At 62.3% G+C, this 16170-nt stretch carries 15 protein-coding genes; 8 read left to right on the top strand and 7 right to left on the bottom strand.

Annotated elements, in window-relative coordinates:
* Positions 1-103: 103 nt before the first annotated feature.
* The 7 genes from garD (at position 104) to JNB89_RS13640 (ending at position 8750) form a co-directional block, all read left to right on the top strand.
* On the top strand, positions 104-1693 hold the full coding sequence (gene garD / locus JNB89_RS13670) for a galactarate dehydratase (protein ID WP_220362509.1): 1590 nt from the start codon (positions 104-106) through the stop codon (positions 1691-1693).
* Between the two features lie 118 nt (positions 1694-1811).
* Positions 1812-2654: an NAD-dependent epimerase/dehydratase family protein gene (locus JNB89_RS13665; RefSeq protein WP_220362508.1), complete on the top strand. Its 843-nt coding sequence runs from the start codon at positions 1812-1814 to the stop codon at positions 2652-2654.
* Positions 2651-3631 (top strand): SMP-30/gluconolactonase/LRE family protein, encoded by a 981-nt coding sequence (locus tag JNB89_RS13660; RefSeq protein WP_220362507.1) that lies wholly within the window; start codon positions 2651-2653, stop codon positions 3629-3631. The genes JNB89_RS13665 and JNB89_RS13660 overlap by 4 nt, the downstream gene beginning before the upstream one ends.
* 827 nt (positions 3632-4458) lie before the next feature.
* Positions 4459-5451, top strand: coding sequence for a TRAP transporter substrate-binding protein (locus tag JNB89_RS13655; protein ID WP_220362506.1), 993 nt, complete (start codon positions 4459-4461; stop codon positions 5449-5451).
* A gap of 190 nt (positions 5452-5641) precedes the next feature.
* A complete protein-coding gene (locus JNB89_RS13650) occupies positions 5642-6112 on the top strand; it encodes a TRAP transporter small permease (protein ID WP_041729360.1) in 471 nt (156 codons plus the stop codon).
* A gap of 7 nt (positions 6113-6119) precedes the next feature.
* Entirely contained in the window at positions 6120-7472 is a 1353-nt protein-coding gene (locus tag JNB89_RS13645) for a TRAP transporter large permease (protein ID WP_013343136.1), read from the top strand.
* A gap of 78 nt (positions 7473-7550) precedes the next feature.
* Positions 7551-8750: a porin gene (locus JNB89_RS13640; protein WP_220362505.1), complete on the top strand. Its 1200-nt coding sequence runs from the start codon at positions 7551-7553 to the stop codon at positions 8748-8750.
* 191 nt (positions 8751-8941) lie between these two features.
* On the opposite strand, the gene JNB89_RS13635 is transcribed toward JNB89_RS13640, so the two are convergent.
* From JNB89_RS13635 to JNB89_RS13625, 3 genes are read right to left on the bottom strand one after another with little or no spacing between them, the layout of a single operon-like run.
* Positions 8942-9133, bottom strand: coding sequence for a 4-oxalocrotonate tautomerase (locus JNB89_RS13635; protein WP_220362504.1), 192 nt, complete (start codon positions 9131-9133; stop codon positions 8942-8944).
* Positions 9134-9192: 59 nt separating this feature from the next.
* Entirely contained in the window at positions 9193-9969 is a 777-nt protein-coding gene (locus JNB89_RS13630; RefSeq protein WP_220362503.1) for a class II aldolase/adducin family protein, read from the bottom strand.
* Positions 9970-10001: 32 nt separating this feature from the next.
* Positions 10002-10865, bottom strand: a complete 864-nt coding sequence (locus JNB89_RS13625; protein WP_220362502.1) for an urea transporter — start codon at positions 10863-10865, stop codon at positions 10002-10004.
* A 259-nt stretch (positions 10866-11124) separates the two neighbouring features.
* Here JNB89_RS13625 and JNB89_RS13620 point away from each other — a divergent pair, with 259 nt between their 5' ends.
* Entirely contained in the window at positions 11125-11679 is a 555-nt protein-coding gene (locus JNB89_RS13620; protein WP_220362501.1) for a putative glycolipid-binding domain-containing protein, read from the top strand.
* Here the strand turns inward: JNB89_RS13620 and JNB89_RS13615 are convergent.
* The 4 genes from JNB89_RS13615 to JNB89_RS13600 form a co-directional block, all read right to left on the bottom strand.
* Positions 11650-12615 carry an alpha/beta fold hydrolase gene (locus tag JNB89_RS13615; RefSeq protein ID WP_220362500.1) on the bottom strand — a complete coding sequence of 322 codons (966 nt, stop codon included), beginning with the start codon at positions 12613-12615 and terminating at the stop codon, positions 11650-11652. The genes JNB89_RS13620 and JNB89_RS13615 overlap by 30 nt on opposite strands.
* Positions 12612-13493, bottom strand: coding sequence for a metal-dependent hydrolase (locus JNB89_RS13610; RefSeq protein ID WP_220362499.1), 882 nt, complete (start codon positions 13491-13493; stop codon positions 12612-12614). Before JNB89_RS13610 ends, JNB89_RS13615 begins: the two co-directional genes overlap by 4 nt.
* Before the next feature lie 76 nt (positions 13494-13569).
* Positions 13570-14478, bottom strand: coding sequence for an SDR family NAD(P)-dependent oxidoreductase (locus JNB89_RS13605; RefSeq protein ID WP_013343144.1), 909 nt, complete (start codon positions 14476-14478; stop codon positions 13570-13572).
* 48 nt (positions 14479-14526) lie between these two features.
* Positions 14527-16134 (bottom strand): flavin-containing monooxygenase, encoded by a 1608-nt coding sequence (locus JNB89_RS13600; RefSeq protein WP_220362498.1) that lies wholly within the window; start codon positions 16132-16134, stop codon positions 14527-14529.
* Positions 16135-16170: the final 36 nt, after the last annotated feature.

Raw genomic sequence — 16170 nt, 5'->3', positions numbered from 1 at the left:
ACATCTGCGCTCAGTTGCCTGTTGTAGGATGACGTATGAATAGCTGGCGCAAAGCGCGCGTACTAGGCGCGCGTAGGCGTTAAACGCCATAAGGATCGATGCAATGGAACTTTCACCGCTCTACATTCGCGTTCACCCCAATGACAATGTCGCGATCGTCGTGAACGACGGCGGTCTGGGCGAGGGCGCGGTTTTTTCCGACGGTCTGGTGCTGCGCGAACGCGTGCCGCAAGGGCATAAGGTGGCGCTGGCCGACCTCGTCGAGGGCGACGAGGTCATCCGCTATAACGTGGTGATCGGCTATGCGCTGAAGGCGCTGCCCAAGGGAAGCTGGATCAACGAGCACGTGATACGCATGCCGAGTCCGCCGGGGCTCGAGGACCTGCCCATTGCCACCATCAAGGCGCCCGACATGCCGCCGCTCGAGGGCTACACCTTTGAAGGCTATCGCAACGCGGACGGCTCGGTCGGCTCGCGTAACATTCTGGCGATCACCACGACCGTGCAATGCGTTGCCGACGTGGTTCAGCACGCGGTCGCGCGCATCAAGTCCGAATTGCTGCCGAAGTATCCGAATGTCGACGACGTGGTGAGCCTCGGCCACACCTACGGCTGCGGCGTGGCAATCGACGCACCCGACGCGATGGTGCCCATCCGCACCGTGCGCAACATTGCGCTGAATCCGAACTTCGGCGGCGAGGTGATGATGGTGAGCCTCGGTTGCGAAAAGCTGCAGCCGGAGCGTCTGATGCCGCCGGGCACGATTCCCATTGCAGCGGCGCAGAACCCGAGTGAGATCGCCGACATCGGCGATCTGGGCGCCGACGAGAACGGCGACGTGGTCGTGTTGCAGGACGAGGCGCACGTCGGCTTTCAGTCGATGATCGAGTCGATCATGAAGACAGCCGAAGGCCACCTGAAGCGGTTGAACAACCGGCGCCGCGAGACGTGTTCCGCAGCGGATCTCGTGGTCGGCGTGCAATGCGGCGGCAGCGACGCGTTCTCCGGTCTCACTGCAAATCCGGCTGTCGGCTTTGCGACCGATCTGCTGGTGCGCGCGGGCGCTACGGTCATGTTCTCCGAGGTCACCGAGGTGCGCGACGGCGTCGACCAGTTGACCGCGCGGGCGGCAAATGCGGACGTTGCGCACGCAATCATCCGCGAAATGCAGTGGTACGACGATTATCTGAAGCGCGGCGGCGCGGACCGCAGTGCGAACACCACGCCGGGCAACAAGAAGGGCGGCTTGTCCAACATTGTTGAAAAGGCGATGGGCTCGATCATCAAGTCCGGCAACTCGCCAATCTCTGGGGTGCTGTCGCCGGGCGAGAAAGTGCGGCAGAAGGGCTTGATTTACGCGGCCACGCCGGCGAGCGATTTCATCTGCGGCACGCTGCAGCTTGCCGCCGGTATCAACCTGCACGTGTTCACGACCGGTCGCGGTACGCCGTACAGCCTCGCGGAAGTGCCTGTCATCAAGGTGGCGACGCGCTCTGATCTGGCGCGCCGCTGGCACGACCTGATGGACATCAACGCCGGCACCATCGCGACCGGCAAGGCGAGCATCGAAGAAGTGGGCTGGGAACTGTTCCATTTCATGCTCGACGTCGCGAGCGGGCGCAAGAAGACCTGCGCGGAGAAGCTCAAGCTGCATAATGCACTGGCGCTTTTCAATCCGGCGCCGGTGACCTGAGCGTCGCATCGGGCGAGCCGCCATTGCGCGGCTCGTTTCGCGTGGTGACTTCAGCGCTTCAATGCCGCCCTGGCGTCGTTCGTCTCATTGACAGCTGGTAATCCATCAACAAAAAGACATGACTGACTCGAATCTCGACCGTACCCCCACGCAAAAACCCTTCCGGCGACTGTTGCTCACCGGCGCGGCCGGCAATCTCGGCACGCAGTTGCGCGGCGCGCTCGCTGCGTGGGCCGACGTCGTGCGCGTGACCGACATCGCGCCGCTCGGCGAAATAGCCGCGCATGAAGAAGCCTCGGTCGTGGACCTCGCGGACGAAGCCGCGGTTCTGGCGCTGCTCGAGGGCGTGGACGCGGTGATTCACCTCGGCGGCATTTCCGTCGAAGCGCCTTTCGCGGACCTGCTCGAAGCGAACATTCGCGGTCTGTACAACCTGTATTCGGCCGCGCAGAAGCAGGGCGTGAAGCGCATCGTGTATGCAAGCTCGAACCACGCGGTAGGTTTTCATCCGGTCACGGAAGTGCTCGACACGGACGCACCTTTGCGCCCCGACAGCCTTTACGGGGTGACCAAGTGCTTCGGCGAATCGCTGTCGCGCTATTACTTCGACCGTTTCGGGCTCGAAACGGTGTGCCTGCGCATCGGCTCGTCGTTCGAGCAGCCGAAGAACCCGCGCATGCTGGTCACGTATCTGAGCTATCGCGACTTCATCGAACTCGTGCGCTGTTCGCTGTTCACCAATCGGGTCGGCCACGCGATCGTGTACGGCGTATCGGATAACCGCACCAAGTGGGTCGACAACACCAAAGCGGCGTTTCTCGGTTTTCGTCCCCAGGACAGTTCGGCACAGTTCGAGCATCTGTTTCCGGTGAGCGCGCCCACTACGGATCTCGACGATCCGACCCAGCGCTTTCAGGGCGGCCCGTTCGTGCTGGCCGGGCCGATGGAGCCAAAGCGTTGAGCGCCGCAGTGAACCCGCGCGTCGAACGGGTGGAGGCGGCGGGACAGGCGCCGGCGGGCGTCGGCGAAAGTCCGGTGTGGCGCGTGGCGGAGCAGGCGCTTTACTGGGTGGATATTCCGGCGCAAAAAATCGTGCGCTTACGGCTTGCGAGCGGCGAGCGCTCCGAATGGCTGTTGCCGGAGAAGGTCGCCTGTATCGCGTTCGATCGACACGGCACGGTGCTGGCCGGCTGCGAAAGCGGCCTTTTCGCCGTGACGCTGAACGAAGCTTCCGACGGTTCAGCGGTGCAGGCGGGGCAAGCGGGGCAGGCGGCGCAAGCGGTGCCCGTGGGCGAGCCCGTTCGCGTGGCGGCGCGCAAGCTCGCGGCGCCCGCGTTTCCGTTTCCGGACATGCGTTTCAACGACGGCCGCTGCGACCGGCAAGGCCGCTTCTGGGCCGGCACGATGGTGCAGGACATGGCGGCCGCTAACCCGGCCGGTGCGCTTTACAGGTTCGACGCGCGCGGCGTGCTGTCGGCGCCGGTGGTCGAAGGACTCATCACGCAGAACGGCCTCGGCTGGTCGCCGGATGGCGCGACCATGTACCTGTCCGACTCGCATCCGCTGCGCAGGCAGATCTGGGCGTTCGACTACGACGTCGACACAGGCGAGCCGCGTAACCGGCGCGTGTTCGCCGACCTTAACCACTATGTCGGCCGGCCTGACGGGGCCGCAGTGGACGCCGACGGCTGCTACTGGATCTGTGCGAACGACGCCGGCGCGCTGCTTCGCTTCACGCCGCAAGGCAAGCTCGACAGGCAGATCGCGGTGCCCGCGATCAAACCGGCCATGTGTGCGTTCGGCGGTCCGAACCTCGACACGCTGTTCGTTACGTCGATCCGCCCCGCTGCGGGTGCAAGCGAACACGACGGGCATCTCTTCGCGGTACGTCCGGGTGTCAAAGGCCTGCCGGAGCCCGAGTTCGCGGGCGAACTGTAGTCGCATTGCACGTCTTGTTTCAAAGCGCCGGCGCATGCGAGTGCGACCGGCGTTTTTTCCGCTATTGAATTATCACTCGTCGTACAACAATGTGGCGTCTATGCTACGTCGTCGGGCTTTGTCACTGGTGCTTCGGCGCCTGACTCACTGGCTTCACTATTCTGTGACATAGCCGATCCACCCTCGCTCTACGGCGCTCGTGTCCTTGGCAGGTCAATCCTGCCGCCCCATCTTTCCTCGGGTAAATACCGTCTGTACAACGCTGATTGCCTTTTATAGACTTCGTATGTCGTCGTACAACGTATGAGCGCAAACAGATTGCTTTCTTTGCTTTTCGAGATTGCAACGCATCGCGCGGTTGAGCGACCGCTTCTGGCGTATGCAGCAATGCGCGCTGAAAGTGTGCCGACGCAGTAGAAGTAAAAGAAGTCGAGTTGACTGACAGGAGTGCTGATCTTTGTGCCGGGGATGTTGCACGGACAGCACGGCAAGCGTTCGCCAACCGCAGGAGACCGCGAGCGCCGCGCCGGGAGACGCAGCAAACCATGGCACATCCGGTATCGGCCGGCCGCAACCGGTCGTCCGCAACCGGCCGTCCGCAACCGGCCTTCTGAACGGGTTGTCCGCGGCCGTCCGAAACCGGTTGTTCTGACTCAGCTGTTCACTGGCGGCAGTGGGTGACGCACGTCCGGAACCGGTTGCCCGTGAGGACAGTTGATCACGGGCTACGGGCAGTTGTGACCGGCTATCGGTAAGCGTCTGTTGCCAGCGGCTCTCAGCCAGCGGCCCTCGCATCGATTAGATGTCTATTTTTAAGGAATGTCACGATGAACAAGAAGTTTGCCTCTTCCCGTGTTTCGCTGCTTGTCGCCGCTTCCATGCTGGCTTTCGGCGCCATGTCGGCGCAAGCGCGCGTGTTCCGCGTGTCCGATGTGCACGGCGACACGTACCCGACCAATATGGCCGTCAAGTACATGGGCGAGCAGATCAATAAGGCAACCGGCGGCAAGGACTCGGTGAAGGTGTTCGGCAACAGCGCACTTGGTTCGGAGAACGATACGATCGACCAGGTTCGCATTGGCGCACTCGACATGGCACGCGCAAACGGCGCGGCATTCAACGAGATCGTGCCTGAATCGATGATCCCGTCGCTGCCATTCCTGTTTCGCGACATCGATCATTTCCGCAAGGTCATGTACGGCCCGGAAGGCCAGAAGATTCTCGACGCGTTCAAGGCGAAGGGCATGATTGCGCTGACATTCTATGAAAGCGGCGCGCGCTCCATCTATACCAAGAAGCCGATCCGCACGCCGGCCGACATGAAGGGCCTCAAGGTGCGCGTGCAGCCGTCGGACCTGATGGTCGACGAAATCAAGGCAATGGGCGGCACCCCCACGCCGATGCCGTTCGCCGAAGTGTATACGGGCCTGAAGACCGGCCTCGTCGACGCAGCCGAAAACAATCTGCCGTCGTACGAAGAAACCAAGCACTTCGAGGTTGCACCGGTTTATTCGCAGACCCAGCATTCGATGACGCCGGAAGTGCTCGTCTTCTCCAAGAAGATCTGGGACACGCTCTCGCCGCAGGAGCAGGAGATCATCAAGAAAGCTGCGGCGGACTCCGTGCCTTACTACCAGAAACTGTGGACCGCGCGCGAGAACGACGCCAGCAAGACCGTGACGAAGGGCGGCGCGCAGATCGTCGCAGCGTCGCAGATCGACCGCGCGGCATTCGTCAAGGTAATGCAGCCGGTGTGGGCGAAATACGAAAAGACCCCGCAAATGAAGCAGCTCGTCGACGAGATCCAGGCAATCAAGTAAGTAACGCTCGCAGGGCGTCTTGCGCGGTAGGAGGGTTTCGCGGCAAAGCCGCGGATCTTTCCGCCGCGCGCCGACGCTCGGTGCGGGCAGTTATCTGGCGCTCATGTCACGTCAGTCACTGGTGACGGAAAGTAGCAGGACTAACGAATACGAGCGCTCCGTCGTAGGCAAGAATGGGGTCAAGAGATTCATGAAACGCCCAAACGATTTTCTCTTTCGCGCGCTGGCCGTCGTCGCTTCGGCCAGCCTCGCAGTGCTCAGCATACTGGTGATCTACGGCGTCGTGATGCGCTACGTATTCAGCGACGCTCCCGATTTCGTCGAACCGATCGCGCTTTTGCTCGTGATCGTGATCGCGATGTTCGGCGCAGCGCTCAAGGTGCGCGAGGGCGGCCATATCGGGCTGGATTCGCTCGTCAAGAGCCTGCCTGAAAAGGGGCAAGTGGTCGCCCACACTTTCCAGCATCTGTGCCTGATCGCGTTGGCCGTCGCCATTTTCTTCGGTTCACTGCAGATGGCCGAGACCACCCTGCATGACCGGATTCCGATTCTCGGCTTGCCCGAGGCACTGCGTTACGCCATCCCGGTCATTGCGAGCGTCTGCATCGCATTGTTCTCAATCGAGAATCTGCTGGCGCTTTTCGCCAAGAAACACAAATAGAACGATCATGGAACTTGCCCTCCTTTCTATCAGTTTCCTCGTTTTTCTGGTGCTCGGCGTTCCTGTTTCGTTCGCGCTGGGCCTCTCGTGCGTGCTGACGTACCTGTACGAAGGGCTGCCCGCCGCGACGGCGATGCAGTCGATGGTCTCGGGAATGAACGCGTTCTCGTTCCTTGCGGTGCCGTTCTTCATTTTCTCCGGCGAACTGATGCTTCACGGCGGTATTGCCGACCGCATCCTGCGTTTCGCGCAAGCCACGGTCGGTCATTTCCGCGGCGGGCTCGGCATGGCCAATGTGGTCGCGTGCACGCTCTTCGGCGGCGTGTCCGGCTCGCCCACCGCGGATACGTCGGCGATGGGCGGCGTCGTCATTCCGTTGATGAAGCGCGAAGGCTACAGCGCCGCTTACGCGGTCAACGTGACCACGCACTCGTCGCTGGCGGGCGCGTTGATGCCCACGTCGACGAACATGATCATCTACGCATTTGCGGCGCAGGGCATTACCGGCACGCTGAACGGCGTGCCGATGAGCGGGGTGTCGATTGGCGACCTGCTGTTCTCGGGCCTGTTGCCGGTGTTGTGGGTAATGGGCTTCGTGCTGATTGCCGCCTACTGGCAAGCGGTGCGTTACGGCTATCCGCGCCGTCCTGACGGTTCGACAGGCCTGCAGCGCTTTCCGGGCTGGCTGGCGGTCGCGCGCACCTTCCTTGGCGCATTGCCGGGCCTGATGGTGATTGCGATCATCCTGGTGTGCGTGGCAAAGGGTGTTGCTACGGCGACGGAAGCCGCCGCTATTGCAGTGGCTTATTCGCTGGTGCTGACGGTCGTCGTGTACCGCACGATGACGCTGAAGAAGCTTTCCTTCGCGCTCTCGAAAGCCGCTAAAACCACGGGTGTGGTGCTGCTGCTGATTGGCGTGTCGAACATGCTGCGCTTCCAGATGGCTTATCTGGAGATTCCGGACGCGATCGAGCACATGCTTGACGGCGCGACCAGCATCCCCTGGCTGATGCTGCTGTACATCAACCTGATCCAGATCTTCCTCGGCACCTTCGTCGACATGGCGGCGCACATTCTGATCACCACGCCGTTGTTCCTGCCGATGGCCATGCATAGCGGCGTGGGCCCGGTTCAGTTCGGCATCATGATCCTGCTGAACTGCGCATTGGGTCTCGTGCATCCGCCGATTGGTTCGGTGCAGTTCATCGGCTGTGCGATCGGCAATGTGTCGATTGGGGAAACTACCAAGGTGGCATGGCCGTATTACCTCGCTATCTTCAGCGCCATCAACATTGTGACGTACGTCCCAATGTTTTCCACGTGGTTGCCGAGCCTGATTAACGGGCACCCGGTCTTCTGACCTCGATCCCCGCGATTCACCGGCGGCGCAGTTCAAACAAAGCCGGTAATCAAGAACAATTTCTTAAGAGGAGTTTCAATGAAAAAGGCACTTGCAACCTCGGCTCTCGGTCTCGTCGCCCTGAGCGCGCATGCTCAGAGCAACGTCACGCTGTACGGTATCGTCGATACGGGTATCGGCTACCAAAGCAGCTCGGCCGCACTCGGTTCGAATTCGGGTGGCCGCTCGGTAGTCAAGATGAACAACGGCATCTGGGCGGGCAGCCGCTTCGGCCTGAAAGGCGGCGAAGATCTCGGCGGCGGTACGAAGGCCATTTTCCAGTTGGAGCAGGGCTTTAACAGCGCAACCGGCGCTCAGGGCGTAAGCGGTCTCGCGTTCAATCGCCAGGCATGGGTCGGCGTGACGAACTCCACGTACGGTACGTTGACGGCTGGGCGCCAGTACACCTCGTACTACACGCTGCTCTCGCCGTACAGCCCGACCACGTGGCTGACCGGTGCTTACGGCGCGCACCCGGGCGATATCGACTCGCTGGACACGTTGTATCGCGTCAACAACTCGCTGGTGTACACGTCGCCGAACATGCACGGCCTGACGGTGAGCGGTTCGTATGCGCTCGGCGGTGTGGCCGGCCGGCTCAACGCCGGTTCGACCTGGAGCGCGGCAGTGCAGTACCTGAACGGTCCGTTCGGTATTGCCGCAGGCTTCCAGCGCATCAACAACTCGACGCTGGGCGGCGGCGCCTGGGGTACGGATTCGACCGCATCGAACAACGGCGCGGAACCGGCCGTTTCCGGCATCAACAACGGCTACCGCACGGCGCAAGCGCAGCAGCGCGTCGCGGTCACGGGCGGCTATGCGTTCAGCTCGCAACTGGACGTGTCGTTCTCGTACTCGAACGTGCAATACATTCCGGGCGTAGGTTCGGCGTTCCGTCACGAAGCGATCTTCAACACGGCGGGCGCAGTGGTGCACTTCAAGCCGATCAGCGCGCTGGATCTGGCCGCCGGCTATAGCTACACGCGTGCGACGGAGTCGAACGGCATTTCGAGCGCAGCTCGTTATCATCAGTTCAATCTGTCGCAGTACTACAGCCTCTCCAAGCGCACCGGCCTGTACGCGCTGGAAGCGTATCAGCGTGCGAGCGGCCAGACGATCGGCAACAACGGCATCAGCATCATCAACGCAACGGCCGATATCGGCGACGGTCAGAACAGCGCACCGTCCTCGTCGCGTAGCCAGTTTGCTGCAGGCGTGGGCATCATCCACCGCTTCTGATGGGTCGGCCTTGGTGGCGGCATGTTGTTATGCCGCCACAGTAACGCATTTCGATAATCCGTTTTTGGGCCACATCCGACGCTGCGCGCGCCACGCGCGCAGCGTCTAATCTGGTTTTCTATTCAGTCCACGAGGCTTCGCGAACCTTTTGCGAATCCTTTCCCGGATCATTATGCGGGTCTTTTCCCGACTCATTTCGCGCTGTCGGACCACAAGCGTCCTCCCGTTGCCCAATTCTCGCGCTTCACTTCGGTGAGGATGATGTCCACCGAATTCGGTTCGACACCCAGCGACTCGCAGGTTGCTTTCGTGATTGCTTCGACGAATTGGCGTTTCTGCTCCACCGAGCGGCCTTCAAACAGTTCGATATGAAACGTGGGCATGGGTTGTTGCTCCGTTGAAAAATGTCGGGCGGCGCGCGCCGCGGCGGACTGCTTGACCGTCAGTTCCGATAGCCGGGGTCGAGCCGATCCAGCTTGCGCAGCAGCGCGGGCCATTCAAGTGTTCCTTCAATTGCGCCGCCATCGTAGAGCTGCTCTGCGGTGCGTGTGGCGACTGCGTCGTCCGGTACGACAAGCGGTGCGCCGCATGCCTGCGCCTGCAACTGGATCTCGCATGCCTTCAACAATGTGTCCATCAGCACGTAGGCTTCGGCGACCGTGCGACCAACCGTCAGCGTGCCGTGATTGCGCAGCAGCATGGCGGGGCTGTGGCCGAGATGCTCGACGAGGCGGGCACTCTCGGCGGGCGTGAAGGCGAGACCTTCATAATCGTGGTAGGCGAGGTGGCGATAAAAGCGCAGCGCGTGCTGCGATACGGGCAGTAAGCCCGCAGGTTGCGCGGACACGGCCACTCCCGCCGAACTGTGCAGATGCATCACACAGAAAGCATCCGGGCGGGCTGCATGTACTGCCGCGTGAATCGCGAAGCCGGTCACGTTCACCGCATGCTCGCTCGCGCCGACGAGGTTGCCGTCGATGTCGATCTTCACGAGATTCGACGCGCAAACTTCGTCGAACGCAAGGCCAAACGGATTGATCAGAAAGTGGCCCGGCTCATTGGGCACGCTCGCGGAGATATGCGTGTAGATGAGATCGTCCCAGCCATGGAGGGCGACGAGGCGGTACGCGGCGGCGAGGTCTATGCGCGTCTGCCGTTCGGCCTCCGCGCACGGCCCGGCTTGCGCGACTCGGCCTTTGGGTTGATGAATGAACGACATGCTGTCCTTCTCCTCCTCGATTAAGCGGAGCCTCACCGGCCAGTGCGCTGCTTGAGCCATTGCACGGCCCACGTTGCGGCGACGAACGGGGCACTCAGCGCGGGCACGCCGGCGCAGGTGGTCTCTGCCTGCAAGATTGCCGCCAGCGTCACGCCGCCAAGCATCCACGCGACGCCGCATTCGGTCAGCGCCAGCGCGGCGAGCGCACCGTTGAATCCTAGCAGGCCCGCGTTGAACGAGGTTGCCGGGGCGCCCAGCAACAACTGTTCGACACTCGCGAGTGCGGCGCCGGTCAGCGCATACAGCGCATGGCGAGGGGACGTTGCCGCGATGCCCAGCAGCACCAGCGCGCCGGCCCATGCACTGGAGGCGAAGCCGGTTTGCGCAAGGCCCGCGAGCAGCGCGCTGCCCAGCCCCGTGGCTTCGAGCGTGGGCGCCGCTGCGATTGTCGCCGATGGCGGCGCGCTTGCCGACATCGGCAGCCATAGCCAGGTGACGATCAGGCAGGGGCTCGAAAAGGAGCCCAAGCCATGTGAGCGCAGCCATCGCGACCAGGGTTCGACAAGCCAGGCTGTCGCGGTTGCGGCAAGAATCGCGATGGCGGCGGCGGTTGTGTCGTCGGCGCTCAGGCTGACGGCGGCGAGTCCCGCCAATGCGCCGTTAAACCCATGCAGGCCCGCGTGCAGTTCGTCGTCGGAATAACCGGCGAGCACTGCGCTTACATTGGCCGACACAGCGCCAAGCAGCGCCGCGCACGCAAGACGCGGATCGCAGACCAGCCAGCCGGCCAGAACACAAGCACCCGTGAACGCGTTTGCCTGCAGCACGATCTGTCCGAGGCTGCGCACCAATGTGCGCAAGGCGGCGGAGTGTGCTTCGGTGGCGGCGGCGTGCATGGCTATGAATTGGCGGGTGTTCCAGGGCGGTCAGCGTTATAAGCGCAATCGTGGCCGCGGCCGGCCGGTACGAAAACGCGAGCATAGGGCAGCGCCGCGCTTGCGTGCATGCGAGCACGTTGATAGTCGCTATTTGCGACGGCTGCGCCGGTTGATCCACCTATCGCGCGGCCTCGCGATGCAGCGGCGCGCAGCCGGGCTTCGCGCTACGATGCGAGTGCGGCGCGTGCCGCGTATTTCATCATGAGGAGGAGAATCAATGCGTGAACTACGGTGGGCATCGCAGGAAGGCGAAGGCGTCGAGCATCTGGCGTTCGACACGCGCGAAGACGGTTTTCACGTCGAAAGCGTTGTGGTCGGGCAGCGCTACGGCAAGTCGTACGGGCTGCATTACGCAGTGCGCTGCGACACGCAATGGCGTACGCGCTATGCGTGGCTGAAGATTGTCGGCGCCGGTGAGTTGGAGTTGCACGGCGACGGCGAGGGCCATTGGCGCGATGGACACGGCCTGCTGTTGAGCGCGATTGAAGGATGCATCGACATTGATATCGCTGCCACGCCGTTCACCAATACGCTGCCGATTCGCCGGTTGCAACTGCAGCAAGGAGAGCGCAGGCCTTTGCAGGTGGCCTATATTTCGACGCCCGATCTACAGGTCACGCGCGTTGAACAGGCGTATTCGTGTGTGGTGCCGAACCGCGAATATCGCTATGAGGGCATTTTTCGCGATTTCACCGCGAATATGAAGGTGGACGAAGACGGTCTCGTGATCGACTATCCAACCTTATTTACCCGCCTGCCGCGCGAGCGTTGAGCATTGTTGAGCATCGAGCGGGGATACGTCTGCGTCGTGCAATTGGTGATGGTGCCGGAGCGCAAAGCGTTCGATGTGCGCTGCGAGTACATCGGGCACGCTAAGCACGGCCCAATGACCTGCGTCTAGTTCGATGCGCTCATAAGCCCCGAGCCACCTTTGCTGACCGAGCGACAATTCGGGGCCGACATAACGGTCTCGCAGCGGCACGATAAATTGCACCGGCGTATGCGCGTGCCGTGCGCGTGGACGCAGCAGTTTGTCGATGATATTCGCGCGATAAAGCTCGAGACCGTTGATCGCGTTGCGCAGTTGCTCAGGGTCACGCGGTGCGCCGACTCGCTCGCTCATGCGCAGCCACAGCGGCCACAGGCGTGCGCCGCCAAGGCGCCACACGAGTTCCGGTAGCCAGGGAAGGTGGAAAAAGACAATGTACCAGGACCTGAGTATTTGCCGCCAGGCAACGCGAGTTGGTTGATCCGGTAACCCTTGTTCGTCGCCAACGGCAGCGGGGCCGCTCTTGCGCAACGACGCATGATCGAGGCACGGTCCGGAAATGGATGTGTACGACGCAATCCGGCCTTTGAATCGCGGCTCCGTAGCTGCTTCCCAGCATTGAATCGAGCCCCAGTCGTGACCGACCAGATGAAAAGGCTGGCTGCCGCAAGTTGCGTCCGCAACGGCCGCGAGGTCGGCCGCCAACTGTTGGAGACGGTAGCCGTTGCGCGTGGCGGGAGCGTCCGAAACACCGGCGCCGCGCACGTCGTACGCGATCACGCGAAAACGCCTGTCCAGTTGCGCGCGTATGGGTTCCCATACGGTGGCCGAGTCGGGATAGCCGTGTACCAGCACGATGGGCGGCCCGTCACGCGGTCCGCTGAGGTAGACCGCGAGCTGCACGTCGCCCGCATCGACCCATACGGTCTCGCGTATCACACAGCCGCCTGCACGCCGCGGCGGCCGGCCCGACGCACGGCGGGCGAGGCCGCGTTCGCCGCGTCGACCGCCGCCACGAGGCCGTCTATGCGTGCCAGTTGCGCGCGATTGTCGTGGTCCCACGGGTGAAAGCCAGGTCTGAAAAAGCTCAACCACTCGCCGGCGATGCGCGGAAACACGCCATGACGCGGTCCATAAAGATACTTGACCACGCGCCACATGCCGCGTAAATGACCGCCGCGCTTGCGGTCCGCGATTATCAGACGCACGTGGTAGTCGAACACGATCAGCCAGAACGTGACGGTGGTGGCAAGCATCACGCCGGTACGCAACAGGTAGCGCCCAAGGCCAGGTTTGAGCACCGTATTCCACACGTCGTAAGAGACCGACTTGTGCTCGGTCTCTTCCAGCGCATGCCAGGTCCACATTTGCGCGTAACCTTCGACGGACCCGCCGATGCGCGTGGCGTCCTCGAGAAGCAAACCCGCAAGCATCGCCGTATAGTGCTCGAGGCACACGGTCACCGCCAACTGATACGAATGCGGCAGCGCCTTGCGGCCGAAATTCAGAATCGCCCACAGGCGTTTGTCGAGCTTGTGCGCGGGCAGGCCCGCCTGCTGCAACAGATCGTTGTACTCCACGTGCTCGCGCGTATGCATGGCTTCCTGGCCGATAAAGCCGAGCACCTGCTTTTTCAGCACCGGGTCGTCGATCCGGTCGCGATAGTTGCGCACGCTGTCCATGAAAAAGCGCTCGCCGGCCGGAAACAGCAGCGAAAGCGCGTTGAAAAAGTGGGTGACATGCGAACCTTGCGCGTGCCAGTCGCAGGCGCGCTCTTGCGGAAGATTAAAGCGTAGATCGCGGCGAACGGGCATCATGGCCTTTCTCCTTTCGGGTCTTCTGAATTCCTGAAACCGTTGCGACTGCATGCAACACGTGCAGCGGCGCGTTGCATCAGGCACGCTTGCCCGGCAGGTCCGCTGCACGCCGTGCGCGCTTCTCCGCGATGCGCTTCATGCGTCGGGTTTGCAGCACGACCAGTGCCTGATAGGCGGCGGGCAGCGTGCGCGCGAGCCAGTCGGCGGCCCGTGCATCGCGGCCGATCAATACACGCCGTCTGTTTTTGCGCACGCCATCGAGAATCACGCGGGCAGCTTCGTCGGCGGTGGTGATAAAGAATTTCTCGAAGTCGTCCTTACCTTGCTGTTCGTTTTCGAGCATGAAGCCCACCATGTTGGGCGCAATGCGGCTCGACTGTGCGATGCTGGTTCGAATGCCGCCCGGATGCACGCAGGTTGCCGACACGCCGCATTTCATCAGGTCGAGTTCCTGGCGCAACGCTTCAGTAAAGCCGCGCACCGCGAACTTGGTCGCGTTGTAGCCGCTCATGCCGGGCTGCGCGAAAAGACCGAACACGCTCGATGTATTGACGATATGGCCTTCGCCCGACGCCTTCAGATAGGGCAAAAATGCCTTCGTGCCATGCACGACACCCCAGAAGTTGATGCCGACGATCCATTCGAGATCCGCGTAGTCCATGCCTTCAATGGTGCTCGAGAGCGCGACCCCGGCATTGTTGAAGACGAGGTTCACGCGCCTATGCTCCCGGGCAGTCTCGGCGGCCCACGCGAACATTGCATTGCGCTCCGATACGTCGAAGACGGCCGTGGTGATGAGAAGCGGGGCCCCGACGGTATGCGGCGCCGCCGCCTGCGCGAGTCGGGCGGTCTCCTCGAGGCTCGTCGCGTTCCGGTCGGCGAGCGCGAGATGACAACCTTCGCGCGCGAGCCGTATCGCGAGCGAGCGCCCCATGCCTGAACCTGCGCCGGTGATTGCGGCTACCTTATCGGTGAAATGCTTCATTGGTTTTATCTCCTGTCCTCTCTGAACTGCCTTGTCGTTATGCGTGTTTCAGTTCGCCTCCGCTGACGCAGACTCAGCCGCCGCTGCGTTGCCGTGCACGCGCGCAGTGTGCGGTGCTGCGGCCTGCGTGGTCGCGGCCTGCGGCGCCGGCGAATAAGCGAAGTAGTCGTCCATGCTGAAGGTGCTGGTTGCCTGGCGGAACCGGTAGGCAAAGCCGGGCCACAGCGTGGTGTTCTTGCCGGTTCGCGGATCGAGATACCAGCTTTTGCAGCCGCCCGTGGACCAGATTGCGCGGCCGAGTTTTTGCTGGATCTGCTGGTTGTAAGCGTGCTCCACCTGGGGGCGAACCTCGATGGCCTCGGCCCTTTCGCTTTGCATCGTCTTCAGCGCGCGCAGAATGTATTCGACTTGTGATTCGATCATGAACACCATCGAGTTATGCCCGAGGCCGGTATTCGGACCGACGATCATGAAAAAGTTCGGATAGCCAGGCAATGTGGTGCCAAGGTACGCATGCGCGCCGTCACGCCATGTATCGACAATATCCACGCCGCCGCGGCCGAGCACCACGCCTCGCGGGAACGGATCCGCGACCTGGAAGCCGGTGCCGAAGATCAGGCAGTCGGCCTGATGACGCACGCCGTCGCTCGTGATTACTGCGTCGTCTTCGATGCGCACGATCGAGCTCGTGGTCACCTCTACATTCGCACGCGTGAGGGCGGGATAGTAGTCGTTCGAGATCAGAACGCGCTTGCAGCCCATCGTGTAGTCCGGCGTGAGTGTTGCGCGCAGTTGCGGGTCGCGCACCTGGCGGCGTAAATGCCGCTCAGCGGCTTTTTGCGCGGTTTTCATCAGCGAGGGATGAATCGCGAACCCCAGCGCGCGCGATTCCAGCATGCAGTACAGCGCCGAACGCATGATTTTCTGCGTGAACGGCAGGTGCCGGAATAGCCACTGTTCGTAGGGACGCACCGCGCGGTCGGCCTTCGGCATGATCCACGGCGGCGTGCGCTGGAACAGCGTGAGGTGCGCCACGCGCGGCGCGATTTGCGGCACGAACTGGATGGCGCTCGCGCCGGTGCCGATCACGGCCACGCGTTTTCCGTCGAGTGCATACGCGTGGTCCCAGTGCTGCGAATGGAACGCCCGGCCTTTGAACGTGTCGATGCCGGGAATGTCGGGCAGCGCCGCGCGCGAGAGGCCGCCCATCGCCGAGATCAGCACGCGCGCCGACCACTGTTGTCCATTGGCAAACTTGAGATGCCAGCGGTGGCGTGCGTCGTCGTATACCGCGCTTGCCAGTTCATGACCGAAACGCAGGTGGCTCTGAACGCCAAAGCGCCGCGCGCAGTCTTCGAGATATGCGCGAATCTCGGGTTGGCGCGCGAACATGCGTGTCCAGCGAGGATTCGGCGCAAACGAAAACGAATAGACGTGCGATTGCACGTCGCATGCGCAGCCGGGGTAGTGATTGTCGCGCCACGTGCCGCCGACGGAATCGGCTTTCTCCGCAACGATAAAATCGGTCAAGCCGGCTTGCCGCAAGCGAATCGCCATGCCGAGGCCCGCAAAGCCGGTCCCAATAATGGCAATGTCGGTCTCGAGAGGAGCAGACGCGCGTTTGGCGGCGGCGTCGAGGGGCATGCGTGCATTCATCCGGCCGTCTCCTTTTTGACGCTCTTAACTGTTACA

Origin of the sequence: Paraburkholderia phenoliruptrix (assembly GCF_019511605.1) — a bacterium.
GTDB lineage: Bacteria > Pseudomonadota > Gammaproteobacteria > Burkholderiales > Burkholderiaceae > Paraburkholderia > Paraburkholderia phenoliruptrix_A.
Note: the sequence above shows the minus strand (reverse complement) of the source record. Positions and strands in the feature narration are given on the sequence as shown.